This is a genomic window from Kaistella haifensis DSM 19056, assembly GCF_000735695.2.
GTDB lineage: Bacteria > Bacteroidota > Bacteroidia > Flavobacteriales > Weeksellaceae > Kaistella > Kaistella haifensis.
In genome coordinates this window covers 23,499-44,791 of sequence record NZ_JASZ02000001.1, presented here as the reverse complement: position 1 = coordinate 44,791, position 21,293 = coordinate 23,499, and the positions used below count along the sequence as shown (strand labels likewise).

The 21,293-nt window shown below is 36.9% G+C and carries 20 protein-coding genes and 1 tRNA gene; 10 read left to right on the top strand and 11 right to left on the bottom strand.

Annotated elements, in window-relative coordinates; genetic code table 11:
• Positions 1-3: 3 nt before the first annotated feature.
• On the bottom strand, positions 4-939 hold the full coding sequence (locus tag AP75_RS00220; protein ID WP_088263353.1) for a beta-1,6-N-acetylglucosaminyltransferase: 936 nt from the start codon (positions 937-939) through the stop codon (positions 4-6).
• 23 nt (positions 940-962) lie between these two features.
• On the bottom strand, positions 963-1,328 hold the full coding sequence (locus AP75_RS00215) for a phosphomannose isomerase type II C-terminal cupin domain (protein ID WP_031501614.1): 366 nt from the start codon (positions 1,326-1,328) through the stop codon (positions 963-965).
• A 95-nt stretch (positions 1,329-1,423) separates the two neighbouring features.
• Between AP75_RS00215 and gltX the strand changes: the two genes are divergently transcribed.
• Positions 1,424-2,938 carry a glutamate--tRNA ligase gene (gltX, locus tag AP75_RS00210; protein WP_088263352.1) on the top strand — a complete coding sequence of 505 codons (1,515 nt, stop codon included), beginning with the start codon at positions 1,424-1,426 and terminating at the stop codon, positions 2,936-2,938.
• Between the two features lie 49 nt (positions 2,939-2,987).
• Positions 2,988-3,944 (top strand): acetyl-CoA carboxylase carboxyltransferase subunit alpha, encoded by a 957-nt coding sequence (locus tag AP75_RS00205; RefSeq protein WP_088263351.1) that lies wholly within the window; start codon positions 2,988-2,990, stop codon positions 3,942-3,944.
• 139 nt (positions 3,945-4,083) lie between these two features.
• On the opposite strand, the gene AP75_RS00200 is transcribed toward AP75_RS00205, so the two are convergent.
• Both AP75_RS00200 and rpmH read right to left on the bottom strand, forming a co-directional pair.
• Positions 4,084-4,794: a cell division ATP-binding protein FtsE gene (locus AP75_RS00200; protein ID WP_055041602.1), complete on the bottom strand. Its 711-nt coding sequence runs from the start codon at positions 4,792-4,794 to the stop codon at positions 4,084-4,086.
• Positions 4,795-4,971: 177 nt separating this feature from the next.
• Positions 4,972-5,130 (bottom strand): 50S ribosomal protein L34, encoded by a 159-nt coding sequence (gene rpmH, locus AP75_RS00195; protein ID WP_034701860.1) that lies wholly within the window; start codon positions 5,128-5,130, stop codon positions 4,972-4,974.
• Between the two features lie 294 nt (positions 5,131-5,424).
• On the opposite strand from rpmH, the gene AP75_RS00190 reads away from it, so the two are divergent.
• Positions 5,425-6,432 carry a DHH family phosphoesterase gene (locus AP75_RS00190; protein ID WP_031503055.1) on the top strand — a complete coding sequence of 336 codons (1,008 nt, stop codon included), beginning with the start codon at positions 5,425-5,427 and terminating at the stop codon, positions 6,430-6,432.
• A 16-nt stretch (positions 6,433-6,448) separates the two neighbouring features.
• Here AP75_RS00190 and AP75_RS00185 read toward each other — a convergent pair whose 3' ends face one another.
• From AP75_RS00185 to AP75_RS00165, 5 genes are all read right to left on the bottom strand, one after another.
• Positions 6,449-6,814: a DUF1304 domain-containing protein gene (locus tag AP75_RS00185; protein ID WP_031503052.1), complete on the bottom strand. Its 366-nt coding sequence runs from the start codon at positions 6,812-6,814 to the stop codon at positions 6,449-6,451.
• A 26-nt stretch (positions 6,815-6,840) separates the two neighbouring features.
• Positions 6,841-7,623, bottom strand: a complete 783-nt coding sequence (locus AP75_RS00180; RefSeq protein ID WP_031503050.1) for an alpha/beta fold hydrolase — start codon at positions 7,621-7,623, stop codon at positions 6,841-6,843.
• Between the two features lie 19 nt (positions 7,624-7,642).
• A complete protein-coding gene (locus tag AP75_RS00175; RefSeq protein WP_143755753.1) occupies positions 7,643-8,149 on the bottom strand; it encodes a hypothetical protein in 507 nt (168 codons plus the stop codon).
• Positions 8,150-8,250: 101 nt separating this feature from the next.
• Positions 8,251-8,700, bottom strand: coding sequence for a D-aminoacyl-tRNA deacylase (dtd, locus tag AP75_RS00170; protein ID WP_031503046.1), 450 nt, complete (start codon positions 8,698-8,700; stop codon positions 8,251-8,253).
• 21 nt (positions 8,701-8,721) lie between these two features.
• Complete coding sequence (locus AP75_RS00165; RefSeq protein WP_031503044.1) at positions 8,722-9,171, bottom strand: hypothetical protein; 450 nt, start codon at positions 9,169-9,171, stop codon at positions 8,722-8,724.
• Between the two features lie 100 nt (positions 9,172-9,271).
• Here AP75_RS00165 and greA point away from each other — a divergent pair, with 100 nt between their 5' ends.
• From greA to AP75_RS00130, 7 genes are all read left to right on the top strand, one after another.
• Entirely contained in the window at positions 9,272-9,742 is a 471-nt protein-coding gene (gene greA / locus AP75_RS00160; RefSeq protein ID WP_031503042.1) for a transcription elongation factor GreA, read from the top strand.
• Between the two features lie 106 nt (positions 9,743-9,848).
• A complete protein-coding gene (locus tag AP75_RS00155) occupies positions 9,849-10,238 on the top strand; it encodes an HIT family protein (protein WP_031503040.1) in 390 nt (129 codons plus the stop codon).
• A gap of 80 nt (positions 10,239-10,318) precedes the next feature.
• On the top strand, positions 10,319-11,500 hold the full coding sequence (clpX, locus tag AP75_RS00150) for an ATP-dependent Clp protease ATP-binding subunit ClpX (protein ID WP_031503038.1): 1,182 nt from the start codon (positions 10,319-10,321) through the stop codon (positions 11,498-11,500).
• Between the two features lie 99 nt (positions 11,501-11,599).
• A complete protein-coding gene (locus AP75_RS00145; RefSeq protein WP_088263350.1) occupies positions 11,600-13,666 on the top strand; it encodes a T9SS type A sorting domain-containing protein in 2,067 nt (688 codons plus the stop codon).
• 11 nt (positions 13,667-13,677) lie between these two features.
• Positions 13,678-13,893 carry a hypothetical protein gene (locus tag AP75_RS00140; protein ID WP_031502707.1) on the top strand — a complete coding sequence of 72 codons (216 nt, stop codon included), beginning with the start codon at positions 13,678-13,680 and terminating at the stop codon, positions 13,891-13,893.
• A 59-nt stretch (positions 13,894-13,952) separates the two neighbouring features.
• On the top strand, positions 13,953-15,236 hold the full coding sequence (locus AP75_RS00135; protein ID WP_031502708.1) for a TlpA disulfide reductase family protein: 1,284 nt from the start codon (positions 13,953-13,955) through the stop codon (positions 15,234-15,236).
• A gap of 46 nt (positions 15,237-15,282) precedes the next feature.
• Positions 15,283-15,356 (top strand) — tRNA-Met (locus AP75_RS00130).
• Positions 15,357-15,429: 73 nt separating this feature from the next.
• On the opposite strand, the gene AP75_RS00125 is transcribed toward AP75_RS00130, so the two are convergent.
• Both AP75_RS00125 and AP75_RS00120 read right to left on the bottom strand, forming a co-directional pair.
• Positions 15,430-20,568, bottom strand: a complete 5,139-nt coding sequence (locus AP75_RS00125; RefSeq protein ID WP_088263349.1) for a helicase-related protein — start codon at positions 20,566-20,568, stop codon at positions 15,430-15,432.
• Positions 20,537-21,241, bottom strand: a complete 705-nt coding sequence (locus tag AP75_RS00120) for a hypothetical protein (protein WP_088263348.1) — start codon at positions 21,239-21,241, stop codon at positions 20,537-20,539. The genes AP75_RS00125 and AP75_RS00120 overlap by 32 nt, the downstream gene beginning before the upstream one ends.
• Positions 21,242-21,293 lie beyond the last annotated feature (52 nt).

Below are 21,293 nucleotides of genomic sequence, written 5' to 3'. Positions count from 1 at the left end.
AAATTATAGCAGCTTATTGTCAATTAAGTCAAGGATTTTTTCATCATAATCTACATCGAATTTTCTTGCCCACAAATGGTCAACTTGCGAAAGTTCCTGCAAATCTTTGTCATTAAAAGTTACTGGAAGCGCTACATTTTTCCTTTCCCAATTAACATAAGTTTGGGATGGTTTTATCTTAATTTCTTTGCTGTTTTCTGCCAAACTTATGATGATGGATTGGAAAAAAATTTCATCAGGAGCCGAAGTGTAGCGATAATAATTTTCTAATTCGGTGATGTTTTGATTGATGAAATCATGAAGTAATTTCGTGGTTATTTCATTGAAAGCCCACCATTGAGAACCTGCAAATTGTTTTTCGAAAAACGGTTTTCTTTTGGGAAGAAATAGCAATTTTTGAAACGTTTTTAGGGACATTCTTCCCTTGATAAGATGAAAAATATTTCGCGCTTTTTCTTTCGGCGAACTATGTTGAAAGGGAGCATAACTGTTGCTGTCGCTTTTTCGATCGGAATGGATAAAATGGTAATGCTGTACCTTGTCTCGGACCATTTTTTTACGCCATTTTTCTTCGATTGGAATTGCTTCGATGAAATTAAAATCGATGTGCTTTGCGAGAAAACTATTGATGAATTGATTGGATTTTATCGGGTAATCCTGTCCGCTTAGTAAAATAGTGAAACCTTTATTTCCATGCTTAATTGAATTTTCTAGCAAATGCAAAGTGGCTTTTACGATAGAAAAATCTCCCCAAATGCATTTTTCTCTTTCGGGAATGATCCGGGTGTTTTTTAATGAATTTAGAATTTTAAATTCCTCTAAATTGCTTTTTAGATCTACATGAACGAAAAATTGAGAATTTCCATCATCCAATCTGTTGATCAATCGGCAAATTTGTTGCGGATTTTTATGAGAAAGGATAAGGTAATTTTTTTTCATTAAAATTTAAAGATGAGAATTAACTATTCTGAAACTGAATTTTCGTCGGTACGTTCATAATCATCCTGAATTCTCACAATATCATCCTCACCGAAATAAGTTCCGGTTTGTACTTCAACAAATTCCAGTAATTCCGCAGTTCGGTTTTCAATTCGGTGTTTAGCACCAAGTGGAATAAAAATACTTTCACCATATTTTACGGTATGTTCTACTTCATCAAGAACTACAACTGCTTCACCGGCGATTACCGTCCAGAATTCTTGGCGGTGATGGTGGTATTGATATGAAAGTCTTTGCCCTGGATTGACCTCGATTCTTTTTAATTTATAATGCGGCTCATCTGCCAAAACATAATATTTTCCCCAAGGTCTTTCGCCGATTTCTAACATTTTCGTTCAAATTTATTGCAAAACTAAATAAAATATCTCAAATTCTCTCAACACTCATTTTTTCCTTAAATTTGCACCCTAAATTTCGAACAATAATGAGCAAAGTAAGAGTGCGTTTTGCGCCAAGTCCAACCGGGCCTTTACATTTAGGTGGAGTGAGAACTGCGTTATATGATTATCTTTTCGCTAAAAACCAAGGCGGAGATTTCGTGTTGAGAATTGAAGATACCGACACAGCAAGATATGTGGAAGGTGCTGAAGAATACATCATGGAAGCGCTGGAATGGTGCGGAATCATCCCGGATGAAAGCCCAAAACACGGCGGAAAATTTGCGCCTTACCGACAATCTGAAAGACGCGATATCTATGATAAATATTTAGCTGAAATCCTGAAAACCGATTATGCTTACCTCGCTTTCGATACGCCGGAAGAATTGGATGAAATTCGAAAAGAATTCGAACAAAATGGTGATGTCTTTGCCTATAATAATATCACAAGAAACCGTTTGAAAAACTCGCTTACCCTTTCCAAAGAGGAAGTTCAGAAGTTATTGGACGAAAAAGTACCTTATGTGGTACGTTTCAAAATGCCGGTCGATCGTGTGCTCAATTTGGAAGATATTATTCGTGGAAAGACTTCAGTAAATACAAATACTTTGGATGATAAAGTTTTGGTAAAAAACGATGGAATGCCAACTTATCATTTTGCCAATATTATTGATGATCACGAAATGGAAATCACGCACGTTATTCGTGGTGAAGAGTGGTTGCCTTCTCTCGGTTTGCACTATCTTTTGTATGAAGCAATGGGATGGGAAAGACCGGAATTCGCACATTTATCGTTGATTTTAAAGCCTGAAGGGAAAGGAAAACTCAGCAAGCGAGATGGCGATAAATTTGGTTTTCCTGTATTTCCTTTGAATTTTAAAGATCCCGAAACGGGTAATATCTCTAAAGGTTATCGTGAAGAAGGATATCTTCCGGAAGCTTTCATTAACATGGTCGCGTTGCTGGGTTGGAGCCCTGCAAATGACCGAGAAATTCTTTCTTTAGAGGAAATGACCAAAGAGTTTGATCTGCATAAAGTTCATAAAGCCGGTGCAAGATTCAACAAAGAAAAAGCAGAATGGTTCAACCACGAATATCTGAAATCAAAATCCGATGCAGAGGTTTTATCATTATTAAAAGAAGCTGAAGGTATTAATTTAGAAGGATCAAGCGATGAAAAATTATTAAAAGTTATCGCATTGATGAAAGATCGGGCAACTTTTGCTAAAGATATTTACAATGAAGGAAAATTCTTCTTTGAAGCACCAGTTTCTTATGACGAGAAAGCGGTAAAAAAAGCTTGGAATGAAGAAACACCTGCGATTTTGAATGATTTTTCTGAAAAATTAATGAACCTTACAGATTTTCAAGCGGTTGCAATTAAGCAGTCCATCCATGATTTTGCAGAAGAAAAAGGTCTTGGTATGGGTAAAGTGATGATGCCGCTTCGTTTGAGCTTGGTAGGTGAACTGAAAGGCCCGGATGTTCCTGAAATCCTTGAAATCCTTGGAAAAGAGGAAAGCATCGAGAGAATAAAAAATGCAGTGAATAATATCGGCTAATTTTCTATAATTTTTATTAAATTTGAAAGATTAATTCTTAACTAAAGAAATGGAATACTTAAATTTTGAACTTCCCATAAAAGAGCTGGTGGATCAGTATCAAACTTGTTCATTGGTAGGCGAAGAAAGCGGAGTAGATGTGAAATTGGCTTGCTCGCAAATCGAAGATAAAATTATAGAAAAGAAAAAGGAGATTTACGGAAACCTCACGCCTTGGCAAAGGGTTCAGCTTTCACGCCATCCGGATCGTCCTTATACATTGGATTTTATTAAGGGAATTACCGATAAAGATAGCTTTCTTGAACTTCACGGAGATCGTAATTTTGCTGATGATCCTGCAATGGTCGGTGGTTTGGCAACTATCGATGGACAGAGAGTAATGATTATCGGTACCCAAAAGGGGAGAACGACGAAAGAAAGACAACTCCGAAGATTTGGGATGAGTAATCCGGAAGGATATAGAAAAGCACTTCGCTTAATGAAATTGGCGGAAAAATTCAAAATTCCAGTGATTTCATTGGTTGATACTCCTGGAGCATATCCTGGTCTGGAAGCTGAAGAGCGCGGACAAGGTGAAGCAATTGCTCGAAATATTTTTGAGATGACGATGCTGAAAACTCCAATTTTTGTTTATATCATTGGCGAAGGAGCAAGTGGTGGAGCATTGGGGATTGGTGTTGGAAACAAAGTTTATATGTTGGAAAACACTTGGTACACGGTGATTGCTCCAGAAAGTTGTTCCTCAATTCTTTGGAGAAATTGGGATCATAAAGAAGATGCAGCGAATGCACTGAAACTTACTCCGCAAGATGCTTTGAGAGAAAAATTTATCGATGGAATTGTAGAAGAACCACTTGGTGGTGCACATTATGATCCACAAGTTGCTTATGATCATTTGAAAGCTTCAATTTTGCAAAATATTAAAGCGTTTTCAACATTTTCAGGGAAAGAATTGGAAACCCAAAGACAAGAAAAATTTATTGCGATGGGGCAATTCAAAGGATAAAAAAACATTTTATAAATCAGTAAAACGGGTTTTAGTCCGTTTTTTTTGTGAAATATTATCAATACTTTAGCACGAATTCTAACAAAAAAAAATCCTGTAACATAATTACAGGATTTCCTATTTTTATTTCAATTTCGTTTTATTCGAAAAGTTCGGCAGTATTGAGCACGGTTACTCTGCCGTCTTCGCAGCGAATCGCTTCACCTGGGAAGTTTTGGATCATGTGATAATCGTGCGTTGCCATTACCACCGCTGAATTATTTTCAAAAGCAACTTGCTTCAGAAGCGTCATGATTTCGTTGGAAGTTTCAGGATCTAAGTTTCCGGTAGGCTCATCTGCAAGGATCAATTCTGGATGGTTCAGAAGCGCTCTCGCAATCGCAATACGCTGTTGTTCACCACCGGAAAGTTCGTGAGGCATTTTGTGTTTCTTCGATTTCATCCCCACGCTTCCTAAAACTTCATTGATTCGGTCATCAATTTTGGTTTTGTCATTCCAACCTGTAGCTTCTAGTACAAAACGCAGATTTTTTTCTACAGTTCTGTCCGTAAGCAATTGAAAATCTTGGAAAACGATGCCTAATTTTCGTCTTAAATTGGGCACGTCGGAAGCTCGAAGTTTTTCGAGATCGAAACCTGCTACATTACCATGACCTGCAGAAATTGGGATGTGTCCGTAAAGGGTTTTCAGCAATGAACTTTTTCCGGAACCTGTTTTCCCAATCAGATAGCAAAATCTTCCTTGTTTGATATTAAGGTTTACATCATTAAGTACAGTGAAATTTTTCTGAGCTATTTTGGCATTTTTCAGATGGATTACATTTTGTCCTTCGTGAGATGAATGTGGCATATGGTATAAATATTAAAGATAAATTTTAATCAAATTTCGCATAGAATGCGTAAGTTGATTAGCCCTTCAAAAATAAAGAAAACTTTTTCGTTTAGCTAAATTTTGGCAAATTTTAACAACAAAAAATGCCTGAAAAAGTTATTTTCAAGCATATTTGTATATGATGATTTTCTGAGATTATCTCTTAGCGCGCGCAGCACTTACAGTTAAGCTCTTTCTACCTTTTGCTCTTCTAGCCGCCAAAACTCTTCTACCGTTTGGGGTTGACATTCTTTCTCTGAAACCGTGTTTGTTTCTTTTCTTTCTTTCTGATGGTTGGAATGTTCTCTTGCTCATTGCTTATATTTTTTAGTAAAAACTATCTCTTATTTTTCAGATTGCAAAGATAGGAAAGTTTTTATTTTCTGCAAATATATTTTAGATATTTTACAAAATAATAGCTTTCGGTAAAATTTTCATTTCGGTGAGCGGTATCACGCCGAGTTTTGGGTGCTTTGTAAAATTATTTTTTTTAGTCGAAAATAGTTTTTGTGGGTTTCTGTAGATTTGTTAAATGCCTTTTAATACTATTTTCGTTGTAATCTCTCAGAACAAAAAACATATCTTTGTCGTTCAAAATTATAGAGAAATATGTTTACTGCTTCGGAAATTTCAGAAATTCAAAAATTACTTATACCAGAGAATAAAATTGTTATCATAACTCATTACAATCCAGATGGAGACGCCATCGGGTCGAGTTTGGGGCTGAAGCATTTTCTGAAGCAAAAAGGTCTGGACGCAGAGGTAATCGTTCCTAACGATTTTCCGAAATTTTTGAAATGGATGCCCGAATCCAAAAGAATCATCATTGCGGATTACAAAAGAAAACAGGCTGGAGAAGCGATTTATCATGCGGATGTAATTTTTATTCTAGATTTTAATGCTTCACACAGAAGTGGAAATCTCGTAGGTCCATGGATTGAAAAGGCTAAGGCGAAGAAAATTCTGATCGATCATCATCAACAACCCGATCAATTCGATTTTGTGTACTCGGATGTTACAATTCCAGCAACTTCGCAGATGGTGTACCATTTTATCCAGCAATTAAATGAAGAAGAAAAAGTAAACAAAGATATTGCGGAATGTTTGTATACCGGGATTATGACGGATACAGGAGGTTTTCGTTTTCGTTCCACGAGCGCAACTACCCATCGTATTGTAGCGGATTTAATTGAAAAAGGAGCAGAACCTTCGATGATTACATCTAATACTTTAGATACCAACACAGTTTCTCGACTTCACTTGCTTTCTTTAATTTTAGGAAGGATAGAAGTGGTGAAAGAGGGCAAAGTGGCAATTCTTTGGCTGAAAAGAGATGAATTGAAAAAATTCGGTTTCCAAAAGGGTGATACCGAAGGTTTCGTAAATTACGGTTTAAGTATTATGGGAACCCAAGTTTCAGCTTTTTTCATGGAAGATTTGTACGAAGATTTTATTAAAATTTCGTTCCGCTCCAAAGATCAAGTAGATGTAAATAAATTTTCAAGAAAATACTTTAATGGCGGCGGCCACATCAACGCAGCGGGCGGGAAATACCTGAAATCAATCGAAGAAACTATCGAAGATTTTAAAGAAAAAATTGAAGCGGAGGATTTTTAATTTATGGATATATAGTTTACTTCAACAATAACACCGCCAATGCAATAATCGCCGGTAATGCCTGAACGAAAAATATCTTTTTCGAAGCTGTCAAAGCTCCATAAATTCCCGCTACAATTACACATCCCAAGAAAAATACTGCTACATTTTGCGACCATGTTTCGTTTTCGATGAAGAATGACCAAATTAATCCCGCAGAAAGAAATCCGTTATACAAACCTTGGTTTGCCGCCAAACCTTTTGTTGGTTTGAAAAGTTCATCTTTTAAGGAGCCTTTAAAAGTTTTTTTGCCCAAAGTTTCCCATGCAAACATTTCCATATATAAAATGTAAAGATGCTCGATCGCGACTAATCCGATTAATATTTTTGATAAGATTTCCATGTTTTTTTTATTTTAAATGGTTGTTTTTAGAAAATGAGGTTTTTCGGAAGATTATGAAGAAGTTCTGTGTTGAGGATTGCCGCACAGATTTCCGGTTTTTCCCAATGTCCGTTATGTCCGCAATCCAAAAGATACGACTTGATATTGGTTCTATCAGGAAGATTTTTCAGTAACAGCTCAGATTTCACGGCATTATCGTGTTTTCCTGCGATGACCAAAATTTTTCCTTCGAAATTTTGCATTACCGATGTTTTATCGGTTCGTTCGATCATGCCTTTTACAGCGGCGAGGGCGCCTTCATTTTTAGTGGAAAGTGCGATTTCTTTGGCAAGTTCTATTTTTCCTTCCAAAATGTCTTTTTCATTTTCATTAAATAAATTGGGAATTCCCGCTCGAACATAATTGGGAAATGCTTCCTGAATAATCCTGAAACTTTTCCTGCGCTGTTCTTTTTTCTCTTCATCGTCCGGGAAATAAGTAGAGAAAAACAATGTGAAACTTTTCAAAAATTCCGGAAATTTCTCCGCAAAAGCCAGCGATGTATAACCGCCCATTGAATGTCCCAGAAGATGAAATTCTTTTAAACCCAGCTTGTCGGCGACTTTTTTTACTTCTTCTGTCATCAGTTCCATCGTATGGATTTCATTGTAAATTTTAGATAAACCATGTCCCGGCAAATCAATTTTTATTAAAGTAAAATCTTTGGAAAGGTATTTTTCTAGGTCTTCCCAAATCATCAGATTTTCCATAAAACCGTGGAGTAGAACCAGATTTTCTTTTCCTTTTCCGGATATTTCGTAGTGTAGCATTGTTTTAATTTAAATTGGTTTAAAAATAAATGTCAATATAATCCACAAATCCGGAGCTATTCACTTTATCTTGCAAACGCCAGAATTTCCCTTTTCCTTCGTCCAAAAATGTTGTTTTCTTGGTTCGGGTATATTTTTCTCCTTGAATGTTTTGGGTGATTTTTCCTTCAAAATTCAGGTGTTTATCGGATACCCGAGAGATTTTTCCTTCGATTGTTAAAGTGTTTTTCCCTGAACCAGCTTTTCCGGAAACGGAATATTCATCTCTTCCGGTTTTTTCGAATTTGGCAGTTCCTATGAGCGATGAAATTGCATCTGAACTGAACTTTAATTGATGATTTCCACTAAGATCTGCAAACCGATTTTGACTGTTCTTTAGTTTGATGCTGTCGTTGATTTGACTTCTGACCGCGTTGATCGAATCAATGATTTTAGCGCTGTCGGATTGGGTATTGATAATTTCGCCCTCTTTTTTGGAGCAGGAAAGCATTAAAATACTGCAGAGGATAAGGATAGTTTTTTTCATAATCATTCATAATCGAATGATTCAAATTTAGGTAAAAATCTAAACATTCCATGTTTTTTTGTGAAAATGGAAATTCAAGGATGAAATTGATTGTTTTGAGATTACGATTTGGTTTTGGAATCCATCACAATCGTTACCGGACCGTCATTGAGTAAAGAAACTTTCATATCGGCACCGAAAATTCCGCTTTCGGTTTTCAATCCGGATTTTGCGATTTCAGTTTTAAAATATTCGAAAAGAGGAATAGCTTTGTCGGGTTTTGCGGCTTTGATGAAAGATGGGCGGTTTCCTTTTTTGTAATCGGCGATTAAGGTAAATTGGCTGATGCAGAGGATTTCTCCGGAAATATCGGTTACGGAAAGGTTCAGTTTTCCTTCCTCATCACCGAAAATTCTTAGGTTTAAGATTTTTTGCACAAGCCAATCGGCATCGGTTTTTTCATCTTCTTCATCAATTCCGATCAGTAAAAGTAAGCCTTTAGTTATTTCACCAACAATTTTTCCTTCAACTTTTACATTGGCTTCCGTAACTCTTTGTATAACGATTTTCATGAAAATTTAGATGCTTAAAAATTAGTCAAAAATAGAAAGTGTTCCTGTGGCTGAATCGAAATTGTATTGATAGGTTTTGGGAGCAATTTGCGCAACTTTGGTAGGTTGGCCTGTGATCAAAATCCATTCTGCGCCATCTTTCGGGCAAATTACTTTGATGTTGTTTTGAACTTCCAGGGTTGTCGAATTGTCGGGACAAAGATGAGGTGCATTTCGGTCATAGATTTTAAAGCCATTAGTGGTTCTTACCACAATTAATCCGCGCGTACCGGCTTCTTGTTCATTTACATAAATCCATCCGTTTACATTTTGAAGATTATAATAAGCGGGCAAATTGAGATTAAGAACAACGTTAATAGGTACATTCGGAAAGCAACTCACGGTTTCCTCGCGAGTTGAACATGAAGTTGTATTTAAAGCGCTGAAAATGAGTACTATTGATAAAATTAGAACCGAAATGTTTCTTTTCATTTAAAATAAATTTATATATTTGTAAAACGAATATAAACAGAAATCATTGTCCGGCAAATGTCGGATTATTTTTTTATACTAACGCAAATTAAAGAAAATTATGGCAAGTTATGTTACCAAAGATGGTTTGGATAAAATGAAAGTTGAACTGGAACAACTGGAAACCATCGAAAGACCAAAAATCACCCAGCAAATTGCTGAAGCTAGAGATAAAGGCGATCTTTCTGAAAACGCAGAATATGATGCTGCGAAGGAAGCCCAAGGAATGTTGGAAATGAAAATTTCAAAGTTAAAAGACATGATTATCAACTCGAAAGTAATTGATGAAACCCAGCTTGATACTTCGAAAGTTTCTATCTTGACAACAGTTCGATTGAAAAATAACGCGACCAAAGCAGAGCAGAAATTCACTTTGGTACCTGATAACGAAAGCGATTTGAAAGCTGGGAAAATTTCGGTTAATACACCGATTGCTAAAGGGCTTTTAGGAAAAGTTGTAGGCGAAACTGCTGATATCGTTTTGCCAAACGGGAACAAACTTTCTTTCGAAGTTTTGGAAATTACTTTGTAAAAAAGTGATTTTCAGATGGAAAAATTTCACAAAACTTCCACCTCAATTTTTATTTAAACCTTAAATTTGTAGCATCAAAAAAAATAAAAATTAAAATCTAAAAGTAATGAGTTCTATTTTCACGAAAATTATTGCGGGTGAAATTCCATCCTACAAAATTGCTGAAGACGAGCAGCATTTGGCTTTTTTAGATGCAATGCCTTTGGTAAAAGGACATACTTTGGTGATTCCCAAAAAGGAAACCGATTTTATTTTCGATCTGGAAAATGAGGATTTTAAAAACTTATGGAGTTTTGCACGAACCGTTGCCAAAAAACTAGAAAAAGCCTATCCATCTCAACGAATAGCAGTTGCAGTGGTAGGTTTGGAGGTTCCTCATGCACATATTCATTTGATTCCGATCGATAAAATGGATGATATGAACTTCAAAAACGAAAGACTGAAACTTTCGGGTGATGAATACAAGGAAATACAAAATACAATCATCAATTTATAAAATATTATTTTGTCAAGGTCGAAAAACTTTGACAAAATTTTTTTAAAAACAAACATTCTTACACTTATTATTAAAGATATATGAATTCAAACCAATGCTCTTTCTGCGGAAGAAAACGCAAAGAGGTAGAAATATTGATTTCTGGAAACGAAGGTTTTATCTGCGAAAACTGTATCGAGCAAGCACACGCTATTGTGGTTGAAAATGCCCAAAAAAAAGGCTTTTCACCAGCTGATAGTATGGAAGATTTAAAAAAACCAAAAGAAATAAAAGAACATCTTGATCAATTTGTAATTGGTCAAGATCAGGCGAAAAAACAGCTTTCGATCGCGGTTTATAACCATTATAAAAGGCTTCTTCATGCCAAAACCGAAAACCGAGAAGTAGAGATTGAAAAATCGAATATCATCATGATCGGTGAAACAGGAACCGGAAAAACGCTTTTGGCAAAAACGATTGCTAAGGAACTGAATGTTCCGTTTTGTATCGTAGACGCAACTATTTTAACTGAAGCGGGTTACGTTGGGGAAGATGTGGAAAGTATTCTTTCTAGATTACTGATGGTCGCTGATTATGATGTGGAAAAAGCAGAAAAAGGAATCGTTTTTATTGATGAAATCGACAAAATTGCAAGAAAATCCGATAATCCGAGTCTTACGCGTGATGTGTCCGGTGAAGGTGTACAGCAAGGATTGCTGAAATTGTTGGAAGGAAGCATTGTAAATGTACCGCCACAAGGCGGCAGAAAGCATCCCGATCAGAAATATATTCAGGTAAATACCCAAAATATATTGTTTATTGCTGGTGGAGCTTTTGATGGAATTAAAGAAATCATTGAAAGACGTCTCAATAAGCAAGCAATTGGTTTCAGTTCTGAAAAAATGGCCAAAACGGAAGATGATGAGTATATTTTGAGCCAACTGAATGCAATCGATTTGAGAAAATTCGGCTTGATTCCGGAATTATTAGGGAGATTTCCAATTGTGACTTATCTCGACAAGCTCACGAAAGAAACAATGATTCGCATAATGAAAGAGCCGAAAAATTCGATCATCAATCAGTTTGTGGAGCTTTTCAAAATGGATGGTGTTACATTGAAATTCACCGACGAAGCGATAGAAAAAATTGTGGAAGAAACCATGGAAAAAGGCCTTGGTGCAAGAGGTTTGCGCGGCACTACGGAGAAGGTTTTGGAGGATTATATGTTCAACATTGCGGAACAAAAAGAAATTGTCATTACCAATGATCAACTTATTTTCTAATTATTTGTGGTATTGATGTATGATTTAATTAAAAAAAAATAAATATATTTGTACTCGAATAGAAATATTCATTTTTGGGAAACACAAAAACACAAAATAATGAAAAGAAAATTATTAACGGCAGGAATGTTAGCGTTGAGCTTTTCTGCAACAGCTCAAGATTTAATTTATGTAGGTGATGCTAGTAAGTTTTATGTTGAGACAGGTACCTTAGTTTATAGTGGAGGTAATTGGGTTTTAGACTCCAATATTGAAAAAACTGTAGAGAACAAGGGTAATATTATGATCGTAGGAGATTATAAGAAAGGCACTAAGGCTAACGCTGCTTCTGATGGTAAAGAATTTGTAAATGTTTGGACGGCTACCAATGATTATGGACAGGTGCAGATTCTTTCTTCCAAAGGTATCACAGATGCATTAATGACTGTGCAGCGTCCTGCAGCGCCTACTTCTTATTTCGGTGGTTCATTTCCTATTAGTTTCCCGTTTAAAGATCAGGTCAATTATGTGATGACAGCCTTTGGTCTTCCTACAACCAGCTTTAAAGGAACCTGCGGTATTGATGTGAACTGTGGCCCTAGTAGATATGACATGACCATGCATAAATGGAACAACAGTAAAATACAGGGAGATGCTGTTGTTTCCGGAGCTAATTTTAAAGCTGGAGATTATTATTTCCTGAATCTAAGACCAGCTGCCGGTTTACAACCTTATATGACAGGTGTCATTAATTATAAAGGTACACCTTCTCCCGTGGCCTATGCATCTACCGGAATTGCTTCTGTAATTCCGTCAATGACCGAATCTGCATTTAGTGACCTGGGATATAATGACTGGAAAACAAAAGTAAACCCATATAATGAAAAGTATGAATCTTATATGGGATATGTGAACAGTACCAATAAATATACCGGTAAAAACATTTACCGTTTTGGGAACCCATACACTTCTAATCTTGATTTAACGGCTGTAGATGGAATAAATGCTTGGTTAAGGATCACTAACGCTGGCGGAAACAGAACTCTAAAACAGGCAACAACTGATTTGTTAATCAAGGATTTCAATATTACAAAAAGAACACCGTCGTATGATGTACTGTGGAATCCGGCGAATGGTAGTACTAACGTAAATGCGGACTATTATTCTGCAAAATTCGACGGTACAAACTGGGTAGGAAATCCTGAGGCTTTATATATTAGGCCTTTGGAAACTTTTAACCTGAATTTTCCATTGCTTGATCCTACAAAACTTGGTTCGAGGATTGTTCATCTAGATGTTAATTTTACAGACTTCCATAAAACATTTGTGTATCCTGCTGTTGTAACTGATCCAATACAGATAGCTCCCAAAAATGCTGTAATGGCTAAGACAGCTTCTGTAACGCATAGATCTGCACAGGCTGTATCTGCAGGTAATGCTGCTAATATCGCTTTAAACAGCGATGGATTTTATCAGGCGGAGGTTTTCCTGGTAAAAGATAATTTGGTGGAAGCAGCCCCAGTATATCTGGTAGGGACGAACTACAGTGATATTTCGGCAAATGCTGCGCAAAGCAACAATAAGCTCTTTTTGTACGGAATGAATGCAGACGGTACAGCAAACCTGCAAAGCCAAAAATCATTTAGTGAATTTAATTCTGATACTTATATTGGTAAACCACTGTCTCTAGGGCTTACAGGACTTACGTCAGGTGAATCTTATGAATTAAGATTTAATCTTTATGAAGGTAGTATTTTTACTAATGTTAAAGACTTAACTAGTGGTGCATTCTATATTAAGGATAATAAGAATAATACAGTAAAACAAATTTCTGCCGATCAGTCTTATAATTTCACAGCTGATAGCAATGCTATGGCAGGACGTTTTGATTTTTATTGGAAAGAAGTATCTGTTGGAGGCACTGGTGGAACATTAGCAACTGCTAACTCTAATACTAAAGGTGTTACCGTCATTTATAAAGATGGAGAAACTAGAAAAGTAAGATTTGAATCTATTGCTCCTAAAGCAAACATTCAAGTGTATAATATGGCAGGAAGATTAGTTGATTCTATGGATAATGTTTCTACTTCACAAGACTACACTTTAAGATTATCTTTAAACGGAGTATACTTAGTGAGAGTTTCTTATGCAAATGGTGATGTTAGAACTGTAAAAACGATTTACTAAATAAAACACAAATGAAAAATAAATTAAAATTCTTAATAGTATTTCTTATTACATTTTTTTCGAATGTATTAGTAAATGCACAGTTTGAAGGTTCTGATGATCCACCTCCACCAGAAGATATTGGTTCTCCAGCTAGCCCAATCGATATGTACCTCTATCTATTGGCGATCGTAGCATTTGGCTTTATGTGGTATTACCATGCTAAAACACGCAAAACCTTAGGATAAAGTTTATTTTAGCAGTACAAAACTCATCGCAACTCGGTGAGTTTTTTTATATTTACATTATGAAAAAAATTTTAGGAATTATGAGTTTGCTTGCGCTGAATTCATTATCTGCGCAATTTAAAATCGATATTGAAGCTCCGGCAACATTTACACCAAAAGAAGTTTATCTCTATACCTTAAATGGCTCCAAAGATGTTTTAAATACCAAAGAAATTAGAAAAGGGAATACTTGGCAATTTAAAGTGGAAAAACCTTATACAGGAATGCTGAAACTGTATTTTCCGGAAGGGAATATCTCACTGAATTTCATCTCCGAAAACAAAGATGTAAAACTGAAATTTGATTCTGATAAAGGCAAAATCACCAATGTGCAATATTTGGATGAAAGTAATTTTGTAATGAATAATTTGCAAGATGTTCAACAGAAAAAAGAGTATATTTTGCCTGCTTTGGTTCAAATAAAAGATTATTACGATAACTCTACAAGCTTTAGAAAAGCCCTAAATGATGAGATTGCGAGACTTTCTTTAAGCGTTGCGGATCTCAGTAAATACCCATTCGTACAGTACTATAATTCCAATTACTCCAAGTTTTTAGATAAAACTACTGCTAAAAAGGACATTACTCATGATGAAATCATTCATTATCTGAGCAATTCCAATGATATGCTCGAAACTTCTTCACTATTGAGGCCTGTTTTGATGGCGTATTTGAATGTTGGACCAAGTACAAATGTTGCAAACGCTGTCGATAAATTGCTAAAAGCTGTAAATCTGGAAACTCCTCGCGGACAAACCATTTTGTCGGAATTGATCGAGATTTTCGACACTTATGGTATGGCAGATTTGAAGGAGAAATATCTTACCGAAGCTAAAAATTTAAAATGTACCATCAATGATCGGTTGAGTAACACCATCGCAACAAATAAAAACACCGAACTAGGCGCAACTTTCCCTAATTATGTTTTCCAAAATCCGACCAATACCACTGCGAAATCGATCGCGGATGTGAAGGCAAGTAAGAAGATTATTGTTTTCTGGGCGTCAACTTGTTCGCACTGTGAAGCAGAACTTCCGAAGCTTATCGAAAAATATGATGCAATAAAAGCCCAAAATGCCGAAATTATTGCGTTTTCTTTGGATTCTGAAAAAGCAAATTACGATGCTAAAGTGAAAAGTCTTCCTTGGATTAATGATACCGAGCTCAAAGGTTGGTATAGCTCATTTGCAGAGACTTACAATGTGAGAGCAACGCCTACTTACTTTGTTCTGGATTCAAATAATAAGATTATTGCCAAACCGGATCACGCCGCAGATGTAATTTCCTATTTAAAATTGAATTAATTTTTTGCTACATTCCAAAATATTTTTATCTTTGCACCACTCTAATGGCGAGGTAGCTCAGTTGGTTAGAGCGCAGGATTCATAACCCTGAGGTCACGGGTTCAATTCCCGTCTTCGCTACAAACAACGCTATAAATCAGTTATTTATGAATAGCGGGGACTAAAACAGGGACTTCAAGTCCCTGTTTTTTTATTATCTCTTTCTTCCATAATATTCCATTTCTAATTTTTGTACATTTAAACTTTCTATAACTTTGTCAATCATTTCGCTTTTCTTTATATTGAACAAGACCGCGTTTTCATTTGCTCTCTCCTCTAAATAATCCGTAGCCTCATTATTCTTCAACTGCTCCTCCTTCTCCTCCTGGTATTTCACAACCAATCCCTCCCTCACATCAGGCAACTCCTCCAACCTTTTATCCAGTTCCGCAACCTTATCTTCAGTAATTTTTGTCTGTTGTTCAATCTCTGTGACATTCACGCCTTTTTGAGAAAGAATATCAATTTCCTCTTGTACTTTTTCTTTAGCTAAATCAATCGTTATCTGATAAAATGGAAGCTGGTTTTTCCAATATTCTCCATTTTCTCCCTCTTCCTTGGAATAGCCTAAAATTCGGCTGTAATTATGCTGTGCTTTGGTGACTTCCTCTTGAACTTTGATAAAAGCTTCATATTTTCGAAGCACAAAAGCAGCATCTGCCAAAAATTTGTCTTTCTCACTTTCAATACGTTTTTTGATGAGTTCAACTTCAATATTGGCTCTGGTTTCGGGATTAGTAATAATGGCGGTTTTCAGTTCTTGTGTGCTGATATCCGAAACATCCAAAACATCGGCCCCTTTCTTCATTGCCTCCAAGTATCTTGCCTGTTTGGATTGCAGTTTTTGAAGCATAAAGACATCGATGCTATCATTGGTCAGCATAAAATTAATTCTAACATTTTCGTTCCTGTTTCCCTGCCTCCAAGCACGACCTTCAACTTGCCTTAGAGAGGTAAAATTGTACGGAAGTGAAAGCATATAAATATCCGTTGTGTTTTCCTGCAGGTTCATTCCTTCCTGAATGGCTTCACTCCCAATAACCACCTTTATTTTTCCAGAATTGAAATCATCCTGAATCTTCAAACGGTTCGGTTTGCTCGTCGCACCCGTGATGACTCCGACTTCTTCCGGTTTGTAGCCAACTTCCCGTACCAAATATTCCTTCAATTTTGGAAATTCGGAAACGGCTAATTCGGAATAGATAATCTGTCCAGAATCGGGAATATCGTTTTTGTTTTGCCTAATCAAATCCATCGTCTGCTTCAACTTTGGAGAGTTCTCAATAAAGTCTTTCAACAAAGGTTCTTCCCCTTCATAATATGGAGAAAGATATGGTGAAATGGCAGTTAATCGGGCATTAAGGATATGGGTAAGAATCGCCCCTTTTTGGGTTTCGCTAAAGTTTTCATTGAGTAGTTCGTATTGCTCACTCGTCAAATCATTCTGCTCAATTTTATACTCCTTATTGATTCGGTTGGGTCGCACCAATTCGGGATTGTCTTCTTCGCCCTTAATGTCAATAAATTCCGATAAAAGTTGTTGAAACAGAGAGTTATTTTTAAAACGACGAACATTGGCTTTGAATTTCACATCACCTTTGGCATCAATCTCCATATCGTTGTCCGCCTCCATAAAGGTTTCAAAGAAGGTGTTGACATTGAAGTAGCCTGATTGTTCCAACCTTTTGTTGGCAATCAAGGATAGAATGGAATAATATTCCAATGGCTTATTGGTAAATGGCGTCGCTGAAAGCAGAGTGATATTTCTGCCGTCGTTCTCTTCTTGAATGTATTGTGCCGCCATCCAAGTATTGATTCCGAGTTTTGAAGTCTGCTGGTTTTGATTTCTAAAATCTGAAGCAAATCGGCGGTCTTCTATTCTAACTTTTCCTACGATATGGTTTGCATTATGGACTTCATCATAGGTTAAATGGTCAAAACCAAAATCTTCCCAATCGTAAATTTTACCACGCTTCATTTTACCCACCAGTTCTTTTTCTTTTTCCAATTCCTTTTGAAAATCCCTCTCACTAATACTGTTTACGCTTCTCAGTTCATTTTCTGAAATGTAGGAGAACTTGGAAGCCAGACTTTGGGTAATGTTTTCCGCAAAACCAATATTGTTAAAACCCTCATAAGTAACGATAGTGATTTCCCCGTCCTTATTGTCAAATTTTGAGAGGTCGAAGTCTTTCCCCAAATTTCCCAAGACATTCACCTTGGCTTCGGGAATGGTTTCAAAAATCGTTTCCACCCACTGTTTCAGGATGCTGTCATTGGGAACGACAATCAGTGGTCTTTTTGCATTTCCTCTTTCCATTGCCTCGTGCATGGACAGGATTCCCGACAATGTTTTTCCAAAACCCACTTCGTGTGCCAACAATCCCACACCTTTCGTGGTCTGCCTTCCGATTCCTGCTTTCTGGACTTCTGTTAGTCTTAATTCTCTTCCTTTAAAGTTTAAATGGATTTTTGAAAACAAGGGAAACTTTGAATAGTCCGGAACATAGATATTGTTGTAGTTTCGGTTAAAATCCTTTACAAAACGATTTCTTAAATCGTCCGATAATTCTTCTCTCAAAAATTTTTGAAACAAATCATTGGCAGCGGCTTTTCGTCTTTCACGGACTAAGGCATTCCGCTCTTTGTCGCTTCCTGTAACGGTTTCGTTATCTACAAAACTTCTCACTTCCCATGATGAAGAACCTGCAAATGCCTCACTGGAAAGCGTTCCGACAAAATCCTTGAATTTTTCAGCAAGATTATACGGAACGGTTACGGTCTCCGTCTGTCTTGTGTTTTGATTCCAGCGTTCCTTTTCTACGGTTCCCAAATCAAACTGGTGGACAAATTCGTGGTTGGGACTGATGGAGATTTCGTCCAAAGTTTTTGGTTTTGGAAGGACATTGAGGAGTAATTCCATTTGTTTCTCATACTGATTTTCTGTTCCGCCAACCGAAAACCTGTCTTTAAAATCTATTTCAAGTTGTTCTAATTTTTTATAGATATTTCCTTCGGCATAATAGAAATCGTGAACCCAATTTCCGTCCATATAGTTGGCAAACTGGTAGTGCTTTCCGTGATTGTTTAATGTTCCATCGTAGGAAGTGTCCCGAAATGCCTCAATCTGTTCTTTGGTAATATCGGTGCTGTTCTGAAGCGAGGCATTCACCACTTCATCGGCTTTCAAAAATTGATATTTTAATATCCCTTTCTTGATTTCCGGTTTGGTCTGAATTCGGTATTCCGCATTTTTCTCGCTGTGTGATTGGATGATTTTATCCGCTTTTCGATGAATTTCATTAATTTGGTCTTTCGAAAAATCTTTCGGATTATCAAAAATTTGGGATTGGAGTTTGGAATACTTTTCAATTTCCTTTTCAATCGCGGGAGATTTGAATTTTACTTCATTAAGTCTGGAAAGAACTTGCTCAATTTTATCTTTCGTTTCTGAAAGGTTAATTTCTTCTGTTTTAACGGGAATGGTATTTTCTAAAGTTTTGCCTTTTGATTCTGCTTTAGGTTGATCAACCTCCAAAAACAAATCTTCAAAGAGATTCCCGATTCTTTCGGTCTGCTTTTTATTTTTGAGTTGCTCAATCCGAGATAAGGCGTCCTCTAAATTCCCATAAACATAGTTTTCCAACCTCCCAAAACGGTTGGTTTTCTCTCGGGTTTCCCCTAAAATCCTGTCGGGATGTTTTTCAAAATAATTGGAAATATCTGTAGAAATTTTCTGGGAATTTTTTTGCAGAATAATAATGTCCGTTCCTACCTGAGTTCCGGCAAAAGCACCATTCGGCAGACGAAAACCTTCCAAAATATCTGCATTTTTTAGTTGGGCTTGTCGGTTCAACCAACCCGAAGGAAGCACCATTGCCACAACTCCATTGGGTTTAAGAGAATCTAAAGACCTTTTGACAAAATAGTCCTCGTATTTGGAGATTTTGGGTTCTTCTCCCAAACCTTTGTATAATCCGCGATGGTCGCCGTAGGGTGGATTACCGATAACCAAATCGTATTTTTCGGCAAATTCCTTCTTGTTGCCTTTCTCGTCGATAAACTCGGTTTCAAAGGAGCGGAGATGGATGTGGGCTTCGGGATGAAGGATTTTTGCAATCTTTGCGGTGGTTTCATTGATTTCAAAGGCAGTTATGCTGGACTTTATTTCCAAATCTTTCACTGCATACAGAAAATTACCCGTTCCTACGCTGGGTTCCAATACCGAAATTTCCTTTCTGTCTTTAAAATGGTCTTTGATTAAGTTTCGGACGGCATCTACAATCTTGGAATCGGTGTAGTATTCATCCAAAATCCCTCTGCCTTCTTTCGCCGTTCCGCCGGATTTGTATTGATTGCAGATGTCCTTTAAATCATCTGTAACGTTGAGATTCTCTTTGAGAATGACCTTGTCGCCAGAAATAAAACAAGCTGCGGAAACAATTTCCGCAACCTGTTCGTTGGTGATTTTATGAAGCGGATATTTTGAAATCAGAGTATCTAATCCCCCAATACCTGTGATTGAATTTGATGATCCGGGGTGGGCTAATTTTGCGTTTCTTCCATCTGGTACATTTCTCCCGGATACGATTCCGCCCACGAAATGTTCTTCCTCCTCATTTTTTGGAGCATTTTTCGGTTGTGTTCCGTCAACGGATCCTCGCTCTGGTTTTCCGACCAGATGCTTCCAGATTGTGTCTTCAAGTCCATCTCCAGCATCGTTGCCGTCCACAGTTTGTCCTCCAAAGTGATTTCCGTTTTGCTCGGATTGGCTTCTTTGGACAGGTTCTCCAGAATTTCGTTGAGGAAGTTCGGCTCCCAAGTGCTGAGTGTCGGAAATTCCTTCGGATTGAGTTCCATCGTCTTCATTTCTTATCGATTTTTGTTCAACTAAAGTAGTATTTTTCTCTTGAACTTGGAGTTTATTTTTTAAATATTCTTCCAAGTTTTGGTTCCCATTTTCAGAAATCCCATACAGCATGCGGATGTCCTTGATATTTTTATTTTTAAATTCATTGAGGATTTTTTGCGTGGACCTATTTCCCGCATCATCACCAGTCAGACAAAGAAATATCTTTCCGTCATAGTTTTTGAACCTATCGACAAACTTTTCGATATTTTCTCCTGAATTGACTGTTACAAGGGTTCTGCCATTGTTCTGATTGTTCAGTTTCAAAAGTTCCAAAAAGGAATCTTTGTCCTTATCGCTGTTAAAGACAATCAGTTCGTTTTTAGTTCCCTCGATAACGGAAATTCCTGCACTAGAAAGGTTTAAATAGGATGTCTCCCTCACTTTTTCTGTTTTTTACGAAGTGGTTGAACTCAAAAATATCTTTCGCCATGTCGTCCCAGTTTTTTCTTGGAAGCAGTTGCAGGCTTACAAAAATGTCGGTCTTCTTGTTGTAGGAATCGATGCGCTCCAATCTTCCACCATAATCTTTTTCGGCGTGTCTGTAGAGGGAATACGGCAGAATCGTGTCAGTCGGATAGATGTAGAAACGGGTATAGTTCCAAGGGGAATTTACTTCGAAGCGTCTGTATTTTTTCTTGAATAACACCGTGTCTGAAATTTTCCGCCTGTTCTTATAGTTGGGAATCATTTCTTTTGAGAAAATGGCGCCTTCCTTCTTGTTCCAAACCAATGACGGTTTTTGTTTTTCAAGAATATCGGAAAGAATGATGTTGCCGTTTTCAGCATCCAATGGATAGCATAAAGAATCTCTCACGAGATAGGAATTTTGATTCATTTCGGGGAAGGTGTGGTCTGGAATCAGCTCTATAATCTGGTCTCCTGAATAACTCATTTTCGAGATGTGGAAACTCTGCATCTTGTCCAATCCTTTGGACGCATCAAAATAGACATTGGAAATGAGGTCGATTCCGCCTTTTTCGGATTTGATTTCCTTGTGGCAGGAAGTCAGTAGAAATGCAGGAACTAGGACTAAAAATATGGATTTGATATTCATAATGATTACATTTTAAAAAAGCGGCAAATCAAAATTTGACTTACCGCCTTCG